The sequence below is a fragment of the Lentzea sp. NPDC005914 genome, from assembly GCF_040629405.1.
Taxonomy (GTDB): domain Bacteria; phylum Actinomycetota; class Actinomycetes; order Mycobacteriales; family Pseudonocardiaceae; genus Lentzea.
In genome coordinates this window covers 1-16,281 of the sequence record NZ_JBEXVQ010000063.1, presented here as the reverse complement: position 1 = coordinate 16,281, position 16,281 = coordinate 1, and the positions used below count along the sequence as shown (strand labels likewise).

14 protein-coding genes and 1 riboswitch are annotated in these 16,281 nt (G+C 68.6%); of the genes, 6 read left to right on the top strand and 8 right to left on the bottom strand.

Going from position 1 to position 16,281, the window contains the following annotated elements; genetic code table 11:
- Positions 1-22 precede the first annotated feature (22 nt).
- Positions 23-1,012, bottom strand: coding sequence for a thiamine ABC transporter substrate-binding protein (locus ABZ345_RS45795; RefSeq protein ID WP_359861790.1), 990 nt, complete (start codon positions 1,010-1,012; stop codon positions 23-25).
- A riboswitch (TPP riboswitch) is annotated at positions 1,006-1,116 on the bottom strand. Its footprint overlaps the gene before it by 7 nt.
- Positions 1,117-1,150: 34 nt before the next feature.
- On the opposite strand from ABZ345_RS45795, the gene ABZ345_RS45790 reads away from it, so the two are divergent.
- The gene (locus tag ABZ345_RS45790) at positions 1,151-1,444 is read left to right on the top strand and encodes a 4a-hydroxytetrahydrobiopterin dehydratase (RefSeq protein WP_359861788.1); all 294 of its coding nucleotides are present in this window, start codon (positions 1,151-1,153) and stop codon (positions 1,442-1,444) included.
- Positions 1,445-1,497: 53 nt separating this feature from the next.
- Positions 1,498-2,487, top strand: a complete 990-nt coding sequence (locus tag ABZ345_RS45785) for a glycoside hydrolase family 88 protein (RefSeq protein ID WP_359861786.1) — start codon at positions 1,498-1,500, stop codon at positions 2,485-2,487.
- On the opposite strand, the gene ABZ345_RS45780 is transcribed toward ABZ345_RS45785, so the two are convergent.
- The 4 genes from ABZ345_RS45780 to ychF all read right to left on the bottom strand — a co-directional run bounded on the left by ABZ345_RS45780 (position 2,404) and on the right by ychF (position 8,003).
- Entirely contained in the window at positions 2,404-3,618 is a 1,215-nt protein-coding gene (locus ABZ345_RS45780) for a mannosyltransferase (protein ID WP_359861784.1), read from the bottom strand. The genes ABZ345_RS45785 and ABZ345_RS45780 overlap by 84 nt on opposite strands.
- Positions 3,619-3,896: 278 nt before the next feature.
- Positions 3,897-4,052, bottom strand: coding sequence for a DUF6131 family protein (locus ABZ345_RS45775; RefSeq protein WP_086662791.1), 156 nt, complete (start codon positions 4,050-4,052; stop codon positions 3,897-3,899).
- Positions 4,053-4,108: 56 nt separating this feature from the next.
- Positions 4,109-6,814, bottom strand: coding sequence for a BTAD domain-containing putative transcriptional regulator (locus tag ABZ345_RS45770; protein WP_359861782.1), 2,706 nt, complete (start codon positions 6,812-6,814; stop codon positions 4,109-4,111).
- 109 nt (positions 6,815-6,923) lie between these two features.
- Positions 6,924-8,003 (bottom strand): redox-regulated ATPase YchF, encoded by a 1,080-nt coding sequence (gene ychF / locus ABZ345_RS45765; RefSeq protein WP_359861780.1) that lies wholly within the window; start codon positions 8,001-8,003, stop codon positions 6,924-6,926.
- A gap of 80 nt (positions 8,004-8,083) precedes the next feature.
- On the opposite strand from ychF, the gene ABZ345_RS45760 reads away from it, so the two are divergent.
- Together ABZ345_RS45760 and ABZ345_RS45755 are read left to right on the top strand one after the other, a co-directional pair.
- Positions 8,084-9,370 carry an AlkA N-terminal domain-containing protein gene (locus ABZ345_RS45760; RefSeq protein ID WP_359861778.1) on the top strand — a complete coding sequence of 429 codons (1,287 nt, stop codon included), beginning with the start codon at positions 8,084-8,086 and terminating at the stop codon, positions 9,368-9,370.
- Positions 9,367-9,864 (top strand): methylated-DNA--[protein]-cysteine S-methyltransferase, encoded by a 498-nt coding sequence (locus tag ABZ345_RS45755; RefSeq protein WP_359861776.1) that lies wholly within the window; start codon positions 9,367-9,369, stop codon positions 9,862-9,864. Before ABZ345_RS45760 ends, ABZ345_RS45755 begins: the two co-directional genes overlap by 4 nt.
- On the opposite strand, the gene ABZ345_RS45750 is transcribed toward ABZ345_RS45755, so the two are convergent.
- From ABZ345_RS45750 to ABZ345_RS45740, 3 genes are read right to left on the bottom strand one after another with little or no spacing between them, the layout of a single operon-like run.
- Positions 9,861-10,352 carry a hypothetical protein gene (locus ABZ345_RS45750; protein ID WP_359861774.1) on the bottom strand — a complete coding sequence of 164 codons (492 nt, stop codon included), beginning with the start codon at positions 10,350-10,352 and terminating at the stop codon, positions 9,861-9,863. The two genes, ABZ345_RS45755 and ABZ345_RS45750, sit on opposite strands and share 4 nt — an antisense overlap.
- 10 nt (positions 10,353-10,362) lie before the next feature.
- A complete protein-coding gene (locus ABZ345_RS45745; RefSeq protein ID WP_359861772.1) occupies positions 10,363-13,239 on the bottom strand; it encodes an SMC family ATPase in 2,877 nt (958 codons plus the stop codon).
- Positions 13,236-14,375 carry an exonuclease SbcCD subunit D gene (locus ABZ345_RS45740; RefSeq protein ID WP_359861770.1) on the bottom strand — a complete coding sequence of 380 codons (1,140 nt, stop codon included), beginning with the start codon at positions 14,373-14,375 and terminating at the stop codon, positions 13,236-13,238. The genes ABZ345_RS45745 and ABZ345_RS45740 overlap by 4 nt, the downstream gene beginning before the upstream one ends.
- Positions 14,376-14,474: 99 nt before the next feature.
- On the opposite strand from ABZ345_RS45740, the gene ABZ345_RS45735 reads away from it, so the two are divergent.
- The gene (locus ABZ345_RS45735) at positions 14,475-15,386 is read left to right on the top strand and encodes a DNA recombination protein RmuC (protein ID WP_359861768.1); all 912 of its coding nucleotides are present in this window, start codon (positions 14,475-14,477) and stop codon (positions 15,384-15,386) included.
- A gap of 89 nt (positions 15,387-15,475) precedes the next feature.
- The gene (locus ABZ345_RS45730) at positions 15,476-16,192 is read left to right on the top strand and encodes a DUF6542 domain-containing protein (protein ID WP_359861766.1); all 717 of its coding nucleotides are present in this window, start codon (positions 15,476-15,478) and stop codon (positions 16,190-16,192) included.
- The last annotated feature ends 89 nt before the right edge of the window (positions 16,193-16,281 follow it).

The window sequence follows — 16,281 nt, the reverse complement described above, 5'->3', positions numbered from 1 at the left end:
GCCGACCACCCCGTTCGAGAACTCAGCCCTGCACGAGCTTGCGCCACTGCTCGACCCACGCTTCGCGGTTGTCCTTGACCTTGTCCGCGGGCAGGGACTGCGGCGAAGTCGGCAACGGAGCGTCCTTGGCCCACGACTCGGGCAGCGCGACGCCCTCACGTGACGGGTACACGTACATCTGCTCGGCCACCTGCGCCTGGAACTTCTCGCCCAGCAGGAAGTCGAGCACCTTCTGCGCATCCGCGGCGTTCTTGGCCTTCGACAGCAAGCCCGCGTACTCGACCTGGCGGTAACAGGTGTTCAGCACGGCCTTCGTCGCGCCACCCTCAGCGGACGGCGACGACGCGTAGGACACCACGATCGGGCGGTCGGCCTTGAAGTCCTGGTTGTAGGCCTCTTCCCAGCCGCTCACGACCTTCACACCGTTGGCCTTGAGCTTGGTCCAGTACTCCTGCCAGCCGTTCTCGCCGAACTTCGCGATCGTGCCCAGCAGGAACGCGAGCCCCGGCGACGACGTGGCCGGGTTCTCCACGACCAGCTTGTCCTTGAACTTCGGGTCGGTCAGGTCCTCGTACGAGGCCGGCTCGACGCCGCCCAGCTTGGCCGGGTCGATGTTCAGGCACACGTCACCGACGTCGACCGCGTGCAGGCGGTTGGAGTCGTCGGCCTTGTACCGCTGCGCGCCCTTCGTGGCCTCCGGCGAGGCGTACTCGGCGAACACGCCCTCGCCCAGCGCGCGCGAGGCGAACGTCGAGTCGATGCCGAACGCGACGTCGCCGATCGGGTTGGACTTGGTGAGCACCAGCTTGTTCGTGAGCTCACCCGCGTCACCGCTCGCGATCTGCTTCACGGTGATCCCGCTGGCCTTCTGGAACTCGTCCAGCAGGCCGTCCTTCACGACGAACGAGTCGTGCGTCACCAGGGTGACCTCGTGCGTCTGCGGCGCGGTCGAGGTACCGGCCGAACAACCGGTCAGCGCCAAAGCAGCGACGACAGCAAAAATCCTTCTCACGTCAAACCTCTCCCTACGCCGGTATGACCCGGATCAGGTGGACGGTCGAGGGCTTGCGAGCCCTCCTCTCAGCCCGGCGCTTCACCGGACTCCCGTGGCAAACGCGCAGCTTACGTGACGTGGTGGGACGATCAGGACATGGCCGAGCTGTTGAGCGACGATCAGTTGAACGACGTGCTGCCCAAGCTGCCCGACTGGACCGCCCAGGACGCGGCGCTGGTCAGGACCGTGGAGCTGGCGAACTTCTCCCAGGCGATCATGGTCGTGAACCGGGTCGCGGAGATCGCGGAGAACGACAACCACCATCCGGACATCGACATCCGCTACAAGACCCTCACATTTCGCCTGAGCACTCACTACAAGGGAGGAATCACCGCGCTGGACGTATCTCTCGCCGAGGAAATCGACGGAGTCCTGGACGCGTTGGCCTGATTCGGTCAAGATGTGCGCTGCCGCCGCCAGCGGATAGGAGAGGGAACACCCTCATGCGGTTGCGCACATCTTTGTTCGTTGTGGCGCTGGCAGGCAGCCTTCTGATCGCGCCGACGGCCGCTCAGGCCGTGCCCTGCGCCCTCACGGACACGATGATCAAGGCCAGTTTCGCCTGGCTCGCCAAGGGCACCGACCTCAAGGCGAACAACTGGTCCAACGCGAACTTCCACGTCGGCAACCTCGCCCAGGTGCGGACCACGGGCATCAGCAACCACAAGACGTGGCCGTGGGTGCAGGCGAACAAGTACCTGCTGCCGCTCGACCCGGCGAACCCCTACGCGCCGGACGCCCAGTCCAGCGGTGAGGCCTACCTCGACGTCTCGTACTTCCACCCCGAGCCCGTGGTGCTCCAGCCGTTGCGGGACAACCTGTACGCCCAGGCGAAGACCGGGAAGTACGACTACTGGAAGTCGCCCGACGCCCTGAACATGGCCCTGCCGTCGTTCACGCGCATCGCCGTGGCCGACCTGAACCAGGACCTGCTCGACTACTCGTACAAGTCCTACCGCAACCTCAAGCACCGCAAGTTCAACGAGGTCACGGGGCTGTGGGGTCCGAACGTGCAGACCAACGGCTGGGCCGTGCAGGGTCTGGCCAAGGCGATGCTGGCGCTGCCGAAGGACAACCCGTACCGCGCCGACTACGCCAAGACGCTGCGCAAGTCCGCCCAGACGCTGCGCCACCTGCAGCGTCACGACGGCTTCTGGGGCGCCACCGGCAAGGACTCGGCGGCCACCGCGATGATCACCTACGCGTTCGCGGCGGGCATCAACGCGGGCGTACTCGACAAGGACACCTACCTGCCGTACGTGCAGAAGGGCTGGCTGGCCCTGCAGACCGCGCTGGACGCCGACGGCATGCTCGGCTGGGTCGCGGACCGCAACTCCTGGAAGCCCGCCTCAGCCGGCGACACCGCTGGGTTCGCTGTGGGCAGCTTCCTCATCGCCGGACAGCAACTCGTCCCGCTTACGCCTGGTTGCTAGGCCGATGGCGACCAGCGTGAGCATGCCCGCCACCGGATAGCCCCACCCGAGCAGCACGAAGACCCAGGGCCGCGGGAAGTCCCAGATGTTCGGCTGGGCCATCAGCAGGAACGAGATCAGGTAACCGCCGGTCAGCAGCACCCAGAGACCGGCGGTGATCTTGCACAGGAGGTGTCCGCCCTCGTAGATGAGCCACAGGAGGGCGGGCACCATCCACACCCAGTGGTGGCTCCACGAGATCGGCGAGACCAGCAGACCGAGCATCTGGACGCTGATGATCAACGCCAGCACGTCCTTGGTCTTGCTGACCGCGAACCACGTCAGCGCGGCCGCGACGAGCACGCCGACGATGTACAGCGGCCCGGTCTTGACGTCGTAGCCGACCGTGCGGCTCAACGCACCGCGCAACGACTGGTTGATCGCGCTGCCGACCGGCCCGACCCGGCTGGCATCACCGAGCAGCTGGAACCAGAACTTGTCCGACTGCGACGGCGAGATCGCCCAGCCGATGCCGTACACCACCACGAACGCGACGAACGACCAGACAGCGGCCATCCACCTCTTGGTGATGAGGAAGTACAAACCGGAGATAGCGGGCGTCAGCTTGATGCCCGCGGCGAAACCCACGCCGGCGCCGCCGACCCAGTTGCGGGCGCTCGCGAGCGTGCCGATCAGAATCGCGCACAGCACGAGGTTGATCTGGCCGTAGTTGAGCGTGGTGCGCACCGGCTCGATCCACAGCACCAGCGCGGTCCACATCATCGCGCGGCGAGGGTCGTCGAGCTTGAGCAGCTTCAGGCTCGTGCGCACGATGAAGTAGAGGCAGGCGAGGCAGAGGAGCTGCCAGATCCACCGTGACGCCTCCCACGGCACCCAGCTCATCGGCGTGAAGATCGCGGCCGCGAACGGCGGGTACGTGAACGGCAGCGGGAACACGTCCGCGTACTGGTCGAGCCGCCATTCGTACAGGTCGCCCTTGAACAGGTGCGGCGACCCGTTGCGGTAGACCAGCAGGTCGATCATGGTCATCTTCGTCTGGAACGCGACCATCAGAAGGTGCCCGACGACCGACAACGCGAGCAGCCACGGTGCTACGGAGAGCACACGCGCTTCCACAGCACGGAGTTTCACCCCGAAAACGTTACCCGAGGCAACTTTCGGGGGTACCCCGACGTCATAAGGACGGGAGAGATCGCAAGAGGGAGTTCTATCAGTCATGTCTGTTGATCTTGTAGTTGCCGCTGTCGCCGCTCTGGCCATGCTGGGGGTCGCGTTCGGAGTGTTCGCCGTTGCCGCTCGCACCAAGGGCAACGTGTAAGTCGTTGTAAGACAAGCGAAAGGGTGAGACTCCATTGTGGAGTCTCACCCTTTCTTCAACTTTCCGTCAGGAAAGAGAGACGCGCGGTGCGTCAGAAGTAGTGCGCACGACCGCCGACCGGCTTACCCACTGCGCCGAGAACGGCGAGGATGGCACCGATCACCAGAAGCACCACTCCGATGGTCGTCAGAATGCTGATACCAGCCAGCCAACCGACGACAAGCAGGATCAGACCGAGAACGATCATGACACCTCCAGGTGGGGAACTCTTCTCCTGGCTACCCCACAGACGTCGGTACAAACCTAATCGGCCCGCATTGCTTCCAACTGCGCCCGCAACTCCTCGGCCGTCGCGTCCTCCCGCTGCCCGAGGATGTACTCCGCCTCCTGGAGACACTCCTCGGCACGATCGCGCTCAGCTCCCGCGACCAGCGCCTTCGCCAGCATGACGAGCGCGCCGCACAGCTCGTGTGTCGATCGCATCACCCGAAGCAACCGCACGGACTCCTCGAAGCAGGCCACTGCCTCCTCGATTCTGCCGAGATCCAGGTAGATGTCACCCAGGGTTTCGTGGTTCGTGCAGATGGCGACTTCCGGGTTGATGCCGGGGATCGACTCGTACTCGGCACGAGCGCGCAGACACAACTCCAAGGCAGACTCGATCTCACCTGTCCGATGGTGAGCCCTGCCCAGAGCGGCCCAGAGGCTCGCTCGGCTGAAGGGCGTGAGGTCGGCGACTCTCGGTTCCAGCTGCCGCAGCACCTCCAACGTGTCCGCATGGCGTCCCTGGACCTCGAACACCCAGGCCAGCCCTGTGCTGAGGTACATCTCGGCCGAGAGATCTCCGAGGGAGATCTCTCGGCGCAAGGCTTCGCGCAGATGGAACTCAGCGTCCGCCAACGAGCGCGTTGCGATGTGAACAGCCGCGAGGCCGCGGTGCAGGCGGGCCTGTCCCCACACGTCCCCAACCCTCTCCGCAGCAGCGAGCCCGAGCGTCTCCACCGCCTCGGCCTCGGTGAGATGGCCACCCCTGAGCAGAGTCAGGTGCAACGAGAACGCCAACTGCCAGGCGACCTCGTCCTCTCCAGTTGCCACGGCTTGCCGCGTCGCGCGGAGCAGCACCTCTTGTTCAACGAGGAACCAGTCGTTCGCCGCGTCAAGGTGAGCGGGTATGTCCACCACTGCACCGTCTGCCTGCGGTCGAATCGACTGCCACCTCGCTCCTGTCTGCATCGCGTGCCATGAGTGCACCGAGCTGTGCACGTAGTGGTCGTACATGCGGCGCGATGCTTCGTCACGCTGGTCTTCCGGCAGTTCGGCCGCGCATTCTGCGGCGTAGTCCCGCAGCAGGTCGTGCTGCCCGAACCGGCCGTTCGCCGAGGTGTGCACGAGACTGTTCGCAACGAGTTCGTTGAGTGCCTTCCGCGTTTCGGCGAGTGACATCGCTGCCAGGCTCGCTGCCGCCGAGATGGCGAAATCCGGGCCCGGATGTAGGCCCAGCAGCACGAACACCCTCGCGGCGGCTTCGCTCACCGAGCGCAACGACCAGGAGAAGACCGCGCGGACACCGGTCGCCGAGTCGTCGAGATCGAGCGCGTCGAGCCGTTCCTGCTCCAGCTCATCCGCGAGTGCCGTGAGCGAATTCCCGAACGTCGCGCGGGCGGCCACGATGCCGAGCGCGAGCGGTAGCCCCGCACACCGCTCGACCAGGCGGGACACCGCTTCCGGCTCGGCGGCGATCCGTGCCGCGCCGATCCGCTCCGTCAGCAGGTCGGCCGCTCCTTGGTCGTCGAGCACGTCCAACGCGACCGGCTGAGCGCCTTCTCTCGCGACCAGCCCTCCGAGCCGGTTCCGGCTGGTGATGAGCACGAGGTTGCCCGGACCACCGGGCAACAGCGGCCGGACCTGCTCGGCGTCCCTGGCGTTGTCGAGCACGAGCAGCGTCCGTCGTTCGGCCAGCGCCGACCTGTACGCCGCGACCAGTGCGTCATCGGACGACGGGACTTCCTGCATCCCGAAGGCGCGCAGGAAGTCGCGGATCACGGTGAGCGGGTCCAGCGGCTCGGCGCGAGTGTCGAAGCCGCGCAGGTTCACGTAGAGCTGGCCGTCGGGAAACCGATCGGCGACCTCGTGCGCCCATTGCAGCGCGAGCGCGGTCTTGCCGACGCCACCGATACCGTTGATCGCGGAGATGACGATGGGTTCGCCCGGCCGGGTCACGAGCATGTCGGACAGCCGTGCCAACTCGTGTTCGCGACCGACGAAGTGCGGGACACCCGCCAGGAGCTGACGCGGAACCGCGACGGTGGGGACCTCGCCGCTGAGCACCTGCTGGTGCGCCTCACGCAGCCGCGGGCCGGGGTCGACGCCGAGCTCGTCCGCCAGGTGGTCACGGATCTCCTGGTAGACCGCAAGTGCCTCCGCCTGCCGGTTCGACCGGTGCAGGGCGAGCATCAGCTGTGCCCAGAACGTCTCCCGCAACGGGTACCGCTTCACGAGGGAGCGCAACTCAGGGACCAGTGCATCCGTGTCGCGGCGCAGGTCCTGGTCGATGCGGCTTTCCAGCGCGACGACCAGTTCTTCGTTGAGGCGCGGCACGTCGTCGCGATGCAGCGACTCGGACGCGACGTTGGCCAGCACCGGACCGCGCCAGAGTTCGAGTGCGGCACGGTGCTCGCCCTGTGCGGTGAGGCTTCGGAAGCGAGCCAGGTCGAGCCGGTCCAGTGCGACGGACGCCGAGTAGCCGCGGGAGGACGTCACGATGCAGTTCGCCTCGCCCATCGCCTGCCGCAACCTGCTCACGGTCATCTGCAACGTCTTGTGCACGCGCTCTCCTGCGGGCGGTGTTCCCTCCCACACCCGGTCGACCAGCTCGTCGACGGACACGAACTCGTTGGCGCGCAACAACAGCGTGGCGAGCAGCACCCGTCCGCGACCTGCCGCGACCGCGACCGGTTCGCCGTGGTGGAGGACCTCCAGCGGTCCCAGCACGCGGTACTCGACGGTCACAGGACGTGAGTCTATGTGCGCGAGGTGAGACGCACGGGTGTGATTTGCTCCCGGTCGACGCAGTCAAGGCGTCACAGCGCCGGACTCCAGGAGCCCGGCGCTGAGCCGATCAGACGTTGAAGCGGAACTCCACCACGTCGCCGTCGGACATGACGTAGTCCTTGCCCTCCATGCGGACCTTGCCCGCCGCCTTCGCGTCGGCCTTCGACCCCGCCGCGACCAGGTCGTCGAACGACACGACCTCGGCCTTGATGAAGCCCTTCTCGAAGTCCGTGTGGATGACGCCGGCCGCCTGCGGGGCGGTGGCGCCCTGCGGGATCGTCCAGGCGCGCGCTTCCTTCGGGCCCGCGGTCAGGTACGTCTGCAGGCCGAGGGTGTGGAAACCCGCGCGGGCCAGCGAGTGCAGGCCCGGCTCGTGCTGGCCGATCGACTCCAGCAGCTCGACAGCCGACTCCTCGTCCAGCTCGAGCAGCTCGGACTCCACCTTCGCGTCCAGGAACACCGCGTCGGCCGGGGCGACCAGTTCGCGCAGCTCCTTCTGACGGGCCTCGTCGCCCAGCACGCCCTCGTCGGCGTTGAAGACGTAGAGGAACGGTTTCGTCGTGAGCAGGGACAGCTCGCGGATCAGCGCGTTGTCCACTTCGGACTGCGCGGAGAACAGCGTGCGGCCGGAGTCGAGGATCTCCTTGGCCTTGTTCGCGGCCTCGAGGGCGGGGCGGCGGTCCTTCTGCATCCGCGCCTCCTTCTCGATGCGCGGGATGGCCTTCTCCAGGGTCTGGAGGTCGGCGAGGATCAGCTCGGTGTTGATCGTCTCCATGTCGGAGGCCGGGTCCACGCGGCCGTCGACGTGCACGACGTCCGGGTCGTCGAAGACTCGGATGACCTGGCAGATCGCGTTGGCCTCGCGGATGTTCGCGAGGAACTTGTTGCCGAGGCCCTCGCCTTCCGACGCTCCCTTCACGATGCCCGCGATGTCGACGAACGACACGACGGCGGGCACCTCGCGCTCGGAGCCGAAGATCTCGGCGAGCTTGGTCAGGCGCGCGTCCGGCAACGGCACGACGCCGACGTTCGGCTCGATGGTCGCGAACGGATAGTTCGCGGCGAGCACGTCGTTGCGCGTGAGCGCGTTGAACAGGGTGGACTTGCCGACGTTGGGCAGGCCGACGATACCGAGGGTCAAACTCACGAGCGACGAGTCTACGGCAGGCGACGGTCGTGTCCGATTCCCGCGAGCCATTGCCCGTTCCCGCTGGCAGGATCCATGGCATGGTCATTGACGAGGAGCACGCGTACCGGGCCGTCTCCGCACGTGACGCCCGTTTCGACGGCTGCTTCATCCACGCGGTCCGCACGACCGGCATCTACTGCCGGCCGTCGTGCCCCGCGGTGACCCCGAAGCGCCGCAACAGCCAGTTCTTCCTGACGGCCGCCGCCGCGCAGTCGGCGGGCTTCCGAGCCTGCCGCCGCTGCCTGCCCGACGCCGTCCCCGGCTCGCCCGAGTGGAACCTGCGCGCCGACCTGGCCGGCCGCGCGATGCGCCTGATCAGCGATGGCGTCGTCGAACGCGACGGCGTCACCGGCCTGGCCACGCGCCTGGGCTACTCGGAACGCCACCTCACCCGCGTCCTGACCGCCGAGCTGGGAGCCGGACCGCTGGCCCTTGCTCGCGCCCACCGCGCCCACGCCGCCCGGCTGCTCATCGAGACGACCGAGCTGTCGTTCGCCGACATCGCGTTCGCCGCGGGGTTCGCGTCGGTCCGCCAGTTCAACGACACCATCCGCATGGTCTTCGCCTCGACGCCGTCCGACATGCGCGGCCGCGGCAAGGCGCCCGTCGGCACACCGGGCCGGATCGTGCTGCGGCTGCCGTACCGCCCGCCGTTCGACGCTGCCGGTCTGCTCGCCCACTTCCGCGCGCATGCTCTGCCGGGCGTCGAGGAGGTGACGGCGGACTCCTACGGGCGAACGTTGTCGCTGCCCCACGGTGAGGCAACGGTCTGCCTGACGTTCCCGACCGACCACGTCCTGTGCTCGCTGCGGCTCGCCGACATGCGCGATCTGGGCGCGGCCGTGTCCCGCGTCCGCCGCCTGCTGGACCTCGACGCCGACCCCGTCGCCGTGGACTCGTTCCTCGGCGCCGACCCGCTGATCGGCCCGCTGGTCCGCTCGGCGCCCGGCATCCGCGTGGCGGGCAGCGTCGACGGCACCGAGACGTTGCTGAGGCTCGTGGCGCCGTACGCCGGCGTCCCGCTGCAGGTCCCGGACGGCGCACTGACCCACCTCTACTCGGCAGGGGACCACCCCGTCACCGAGGCCGTGGCGAGCGGCAGACTCGTCGTGGACGTGGGCCGCTCGATCGAGGACCTGACCGAAGAGCTCGCACCCCTGGTCGGCACGCCCGTCGCCGACGAGGTGGCCATGCGAGTGCTGGGCGCGCCGGACGTGCTGGTGCTCCCGCCCGGTTCGCAGCACCTGGCTTCCCACGGCCCCGAGTGGCGGCCGTGGCGCTCCTACGCCGGAGCACACCTGACCAGAAAGGCAGCAACATCATGAGCGTCGCGCACACGTCCACTGTGGACACCCCGGCGGGGCCGTTCACCGCGATCGTCGCGTCGGACGGAGCGGTGCTGGCCAGCGGCTGGACCGCCGACATCGCCCTGCTGACGCCCCAGATCCACGCTTCCCTGATGCCGTCGGAGATCACCTCGAAGAAGGACCTCGGCGACGTGACCAAGGCCGTCATCGCCTACCACGAGGGCAACCTGACCTCGATCGACACGGTCGAGGTCAGGCAGAAGTCCGGCCCGTTCCTGCAGCACGCGTGGGACGTCCTGCGCACCGTCAAGGCAGGAGAACCGGTCACCTACTCCGAGTACGCGGAACTGTCCGGACGCCCGGCCGCCATCCGGGCCGCAGCTTCGGCCTGTGCGCGCAACTCGGTGGCCTTGTTCGTGCCGTGCCACCGGGTGATCCGGATCGGCGGCAACCTCGGCGGGTTCCGCTGGGGCCTCGACGTGAAGCGCTGGCTGCTGGCCCACGAGGCCTAAGCGACCAGGTTGATCTCCGGCGCGGAACCGGTCACCAGCTCTGTCGCGCACCGCGGGCACGAGGTGGTGACCGGGCCGGCTCCGGAGGTCAGGACGCCCTCGACGCCCAGCCAGTCGCCGACTCCGTTGTCGCGGCAGGTGTGGCAACCGACGCGGAAGTTCAGCCGCGCCCACGGCTGGGCCGTCAGTTCCGAGGCCTGGACATCGGGCTCCATCAGGTCGTTGAAGGGTGCCCACCACGACGTGATCCGGCACCGCAGCCTGCGCCCGGCACCGTGTTCCGCGGCGTCGAACGCGCTCACCCTGATCGGCGCGGGGTGCTCGTTGCCCGTGCAGAGGCCGTACGGCATGCCGTGCTGCAGCTGCATCACGCGGCCGACGCGCAGGCACATGAGGCAGTCGTGGGTGAGGTCGAGGCGGTTCGACCACGCGAAGTGGGCCGCCGGAGTGACCTCGGCACGCGCGGTGATTTCCACGTGGGACAGCACCTCGATGAGGCTAGCCGAGCGAGACCTCCAATGTGGACCCCGTGCGCGCCTTGCGAACCCTCAACCGGGTGGGAATCCGCTGCCGCAGTTCCTCCACGTGCGAGACGAGCCCGACCACCCGCCCACCGGCACGCAACTCGTCGAGCGTGTTCATGACGATGTCCAACGTGTCCGAGTCCAGGGTTCCGAAACCCTCGTCCACGAACAGCGTGTCCAGCAACGCCCCGCCGGTCTCGTTGGCCACCACGTCCGCCAGCCCCAAGGCGAGTGAGAGCGACGCGAGGAACGACTCCCCGCCCGACAGCGTCTTCGCGGGGCGGGAGCGGCCCGAGTAGTCGTCCAGCACGTCCAGGCTCAGGCCGCCGCGCGTGCCGCGGGCGCCCGCGGAGTCGGAGTGGACGAAGCTGTAGCGGCCCTGGCTCATGCGGTGCAGGCGGGCTGAGGCGGCCACGGCCACCTCTTCCAGGCGGGCGGCCAGGACGTAGGAGCGCAGCGTCATCTTCTTGGAGTTCTGGCCCCGCCCGTTGATCACGTCGGTGAGCGCGTCGAGTTCGGCGTAGGAAGCCTCCAGGGGCTCCAGCGACTTCCACTCGGCTCGCAGACGGGCCGCCAGTTCGCTGACTCGCTCGAAGGCTGCGCGGGCTCGGGCCAGGGTGGTGGCGGCCAGCGAGGCCGCGGCGCGGGCGCTGGAGGCGGCGGCTGTCACCTCGTTGAGGTCCACCGCGTCCGAGGGGTCGATCCCAGCCAGCTCTTCCAGGGTGGCCATGGCGGTGGCCCGGGCTCGTTCCCAGGCCGCGATGCGCTCGTCCAGGGCTTGGAGCTTGATGGCCGGACGGGCGGCGGCCAGGGCCGTTTCCACGTCGGGGAAGCCCGCTTCGGCGGCTGCCGAGGCCGCGGAGGCCTGCTGTTCCTCCACCCTGGAGAGGGCGTTCTCACGGGCGGCGCGGCGGTCGGCCAGTTCCACCAGGGCCTTGGCCAAGCGGAGCAGGTGGTCGCGGCGGGTCAGGACGTCGTCGTGGTCGCCGCGGGCCTTGTCCAGGCGGGCGCCGCGTTCCTGCACGACGGTGACGAGGGAACTGTGCTCGGTGCGCAGGCCGACGAGGTCTTGTTCGACCTTGGCCTTCTCGGTGCCGAGTTCACGGGTTTTGGCTTCCAGGCCCACGAACTCGTTCTGGCGTTGCGAACGGGTGCGGGCGAGCTCCAGAGCGGAGCGGTACTCGGAGAGGGCGAAGGCGGGCTCGTCGGAGCCCAGGGCCTCCCAGCAGGCCTGAATGCGCAGTTCGGCGGCGTGAGCGGCTCGTTCCGCCTCGTTGCGGCGGTCGAGGGCGGTTTGTTCGTCGGTGGCCGCTACTTCTTCGTCCGTCGCGTCCACGCCGCCCAGCATCGGCTGGGCCGGGGCGGGGTGGCTCGGGGAACCGCAGACGGCGCAGGGCTTGCCGCGCTTCAACGCCGCGGCCAGTTCGATGGCCATGTTCTCCAGGCGTTGGTGGCGGACCTGCTGGAGGACGTCCTTGGCCTTCTGGTGGACGTCGATCGCCTGGTGCAGCTCGTTCTTGGTGCGCTCCAAGGCCTTCGTCGCACCGGGCAGCGCTTCGGCCGCGTCGGCGCGGGTCTTCAGCGACTCCAGACGGGCCGAGGCTTCCGCGGCGGCGTCCAGCTGGGCTCGGCATTGAGCCAGGCGTTCCGGGAGCACCTCCAGTTCGGCGTTCAGGGCCAGCAGGCGGCGTTCCACCTGGTACGAGGAGTGTTTGAGCTCCGAAAGCCTGCGCTCGTCGGACTTCTGGCGTTCCGCCTCGGCCGCGAGCTCCGCCAGGCCGCCCGCTTCCTCACGGCAGCGCTCGGCGTCTTCGCGTAACGAGGAACCCTCATAACCCAGGCGTGCCAGGGCTTCCGCGGCGGTGGCCTCGTCGCGAACCGCGAACTTGTAGGACTCCTGGAGCTTCGCGATCTCGTTGTAGGCCGGGACGACGGGGATCGCGCGGCGGGCGGCGTCGCGTTCGGCGAACCAGGAGGCCGAGTCGGCCGCTTCCACCCTGGCCAGCATCTCGCGGGCCTCGCGGACACGACGGATCTGGTCGGCCTGCACGCGGGCCTGGGCCAGCAGGGCGTCCGCGCCGTCGGCCACGCCCGCGGTCTCCTCCGAGGCCGCCTCAGCCTCGCGGACCGCCCCCGCCAACCGTTCCAGCACCGACTCCAGCCAGCCCGGCTCGAACGACGGCTCCTCGGAGGCGGCCTCGGCGACGCGGTGCATCAACTCGGAGGCGCCCTGGCGGCGTTCCTCCAGCACGCGGCCGGCCACGACTCGCTTGTCGCGGAACCACTTCTCGACGTCCAGGAACCGCTCGGTGCCGAAGAGCTTCTCCAGCAGCACCTCGCGTTCGGCCGTGTCCGAGCGCAGGAACTTCGCGAACTCCCCCTGCGGCAGCAGAACGACCTGGAAGAACTGCTCGTAGGACATGCCCAGCAGGTCCTCGACGGCGCGGGCCACGTCGTCGATCCGGGTGATTCCCTCGCCGTCCCAGCCTTCCAGCCAGGTCAGCGAGCACTTGGCGGGCTGGGTCGTAAAACCGCCGCCGCGCTTCTTCGGGCGGTCGAACTCCGGCGAGCGCACGATGCGGAACCGCCGCGACTGCACGGTGAGCTCGAGCGACACCTCCGTCGGCACCTCGGGATCGGCGTACTCGCAGCGCAGCTTCTTCACGTCGCCGCGAGCGCCCGGCACCCGGCCGAACAGAGCGAACGCCACCGCGTCCAGCAACGTCGTCTTGCCCGCGCCGGTGTCTCCGTGCAGCAGGAACAGGCCGTCTGCGCCGAGCGCGTCGAAGTCGACGGCCTCAGGACGCGGATAGGGGCCGAACGCGGTGAGCTCCAGGCGGTGCAGCCTCATTGCTCCTGCTCCCTCGCGACAGCGGAGAAAGCCTCGCGCAGCAACGACATCTCGGCGGAGGAGGGCTCGGATCCACGGGCGTCCGACACGAAGCAGCACGCTACTTCCTCGTCGGTGCGGCCGCGCACCCGATCGGCGTACGTCATGGTGTGCTGCAGGCCCTGTTCCGGCCGCCACTCCACGTGCACCGCGTGCTCGAAGCGGGTCTGCAACTGCCGCAACGCGTCCATCGGCCGCACCTGGTCGGTCAGCACCACCGACAGGAAGTGGTCCTCCAGCGGCTTGTGAGCCGGATCTTCCAGCACGTCGGCCAGCGTCCCCGTCACCGTCGCCAGCTGGCGCGGCACCGGCAGATCACGCCGCTCCACCCCGACGAGACCGCCCGCGTCCAGCTCCACCAGCCACACCGACTTGCGTTGCCGCGCCTCGGAGAACGAGTACGCCAACGGACTTCCGGAGTAGCGCAGGTTCTCCGCCAGCGTCTGCGGGCCGTGCAGATGGCCCAATGCCACGTAGTCGACGCCCGAGAACACCTGCATCGACACGTCCTGCACGCCACCGACCGCGATGGTGCGCTCGGACTCCGACGGCGCCCCGCCCGTCACGAAAGCGTGCGCCAGCACCACCGATCGGGCCTCACGCGATGCCAGGTCGGCGCGAATCCGCCGCATCGCCTCGGTCAGCACCGGAGCGTGGCCCTTGTCCGCGATGCCGAGAACGTGCCGCGCGGGCTCCGGCTCCAGGAACGGAATCCCGTACACCGCAACGGGCCCGTGCTCGTCCTCCAGTTCGACCGGCTTGTCCAGCAACGAGATCTGCGTGCGCAGGTACAGCCCGCCCGCCGCCGCGAAGTCGCCGAACACCCCGATCCGCGCCGCCGAGTCGTGGTTGCCCGGGGTGATCACGATTCGCGCCCCGGCCGCGCGGATCCGCATCAGCACCCGCGCGCACAACGACACCGCGTCGGCGGACGGCACCGCGCGGTCGTAGAGGTCGCCGGAGATGACCACGACGTCGACCTTCTCGGAAGACACCAGGTCAGCGAGGCCGCTCAGCACCGACTCCTGCTCCACGAGCAGATCGCGGCCGTGGAAGGTGCGCCCCACGTGCCAGTCGGAGGTGTGCAGGATCCGCATGGCACCAACCGTAGAGACGAGGTCCGACAAAACTCCGGGAGGGTTCCCGGCGTGTCACCCGATCGAGTTCAACATCTCTGGGGGAGCATCATCGGTGCCGTGACCGCAGTGATCATCACCGCCTCGCTCGTCCTGGCGCTCGTCTGTGCCGGGGCGCTGGTGTTCGTCTACCGCCTCTACCAGGACAGCGTCCGCCGCACCGACGAGGCGCTCCAGGCCATCGGTGCCGAACGCGCGCGTTACGACGCACAACAGCAAGCCCTGCAACGCTACGAAGTGGCGTTCTCCAGCGTCAGCGGCCGTGGCGAACTCGGCGAGCAGGTCCTCGTCGAAACGGCGCGCGCACTCGGACTGAGGGAAAACCTCCACTACACGCTGCAGACGGACGTGGCGGGCGGCGGCTCGGTACGTCCGGACATGGTGCTCAGCGTCGGCGGCGGCCGCATGGTCCCGGTCGACTCGAAGATGTCCATGGCCACGTGGGCCGAAGCGGTCGAAACGGACGATCCGCAGGAACGTCAGGACGCGCTGCGGGTCCACGTCCGCAACATCCGCTCCCGCGCCGCCGAGCTGGCCGGCAAGGGCTACCAGCGCTGGGCGGACGCGATCTACGGCACGATCATGTTCGTCCCCAACGACGGCGCGGTCGTCGCCGCCCTGGACACCGATCCCGAACTGCTCAGGTGGCTGCTCGACCGCCGCGTCTTCCTGTGCGGGCCGACCGGGTTCGCAGTGATCGCGTCGAGCGCGATGTTCGCGGTCACCGAACGCGCCCTCGCCGACGACGTCGAGCAGGTCAGGCTCCAGGCGGGCCGCGCGAACCGGGCCGCCGACACCGCGATCGACGCCGTCAACCTCTCCACGACCCACCTGCAGCGGTTCCTCTCGGCCCGGCGCCGCGAACTGGACGCGCTGGAGGGTTTCCGGGCGAGCGTGGAGCCGCTGACCGAGGCTTCCGCCACCCCGACTCCGCTGCCTCTCGTCCGAAGGGCGGACGAACAGTCCGCATAAAACGCACGGAGAGTGCCAACAGGTTGCTTCTGGGTGAGAAAGCAGCGGACTGACGAACACCTAATGGCCGAACGGCTACCGTGTGCGGCGTGAGTGAGCTGCGCGACCGTTCGGCTGCCTTCGATGACGACGTCGAGGACTACGACGCCGTTCCGTGGAACTACCGGGCCATCTTCGGGTCGTTCAAGGGCATCCCGTGGTGGGCCGCGATCCTGTCGGCCCTGGTCCCGGCGTTCATCGGCGCGTTCATCGACATCAACTCCAGCAAGACCGTCGGCTGGACGTTCAACGTCGTCTTCTTCGTCGGCGCACTGGCCGGCATCCTGCTGGTGCAGCGCCGCAGCCTGTTCGCGCCGATGGTGCAGCCGCCGCTCATCCTGGCCGCCACGGTGCCCACGCTCGTGCTGCTGACCGGCGGCGTCGCCAAGGGCGGCCTGTCCTCCATGGCGCTCGGCCTGGGCAAGCCGCTGATCGACAGCTTCCCGGTCATGGCCGTCACCACCGCCGTCACCGTCCTGCTCGGCATCGTCCGGATCATGATCCAGAAGGACCCGAACCGGCCGTCCAAGGACGAGGTCCGCGAGGCCAAGGCCGAGCTGAAGTCCCGCAGCAAGCCCGCGCCCCGCAAGCCGAGCCGCGAGGAGCCCGCGGAGGACCGTCCGCGCCGCCCCCGTCCGGAAGGCACCCCGGCCCGTCGCCCGCGTCCCGAGGGCACTCCTGCCCGCCGCCCGCGCGCAGAAGGTGCCGCCCGCGGCGAGCGTCCGGCAGGCCAGCGCAGGCCCAGGCCACCACGCGAAGACCGCTAGCCCCGTCTTTCGCACATGAGGATGGTTGGGGCGGGAACGACGATTCGTCTTGATCATCTTATCGTGTTGGGATGCGGGAACGACGGCCT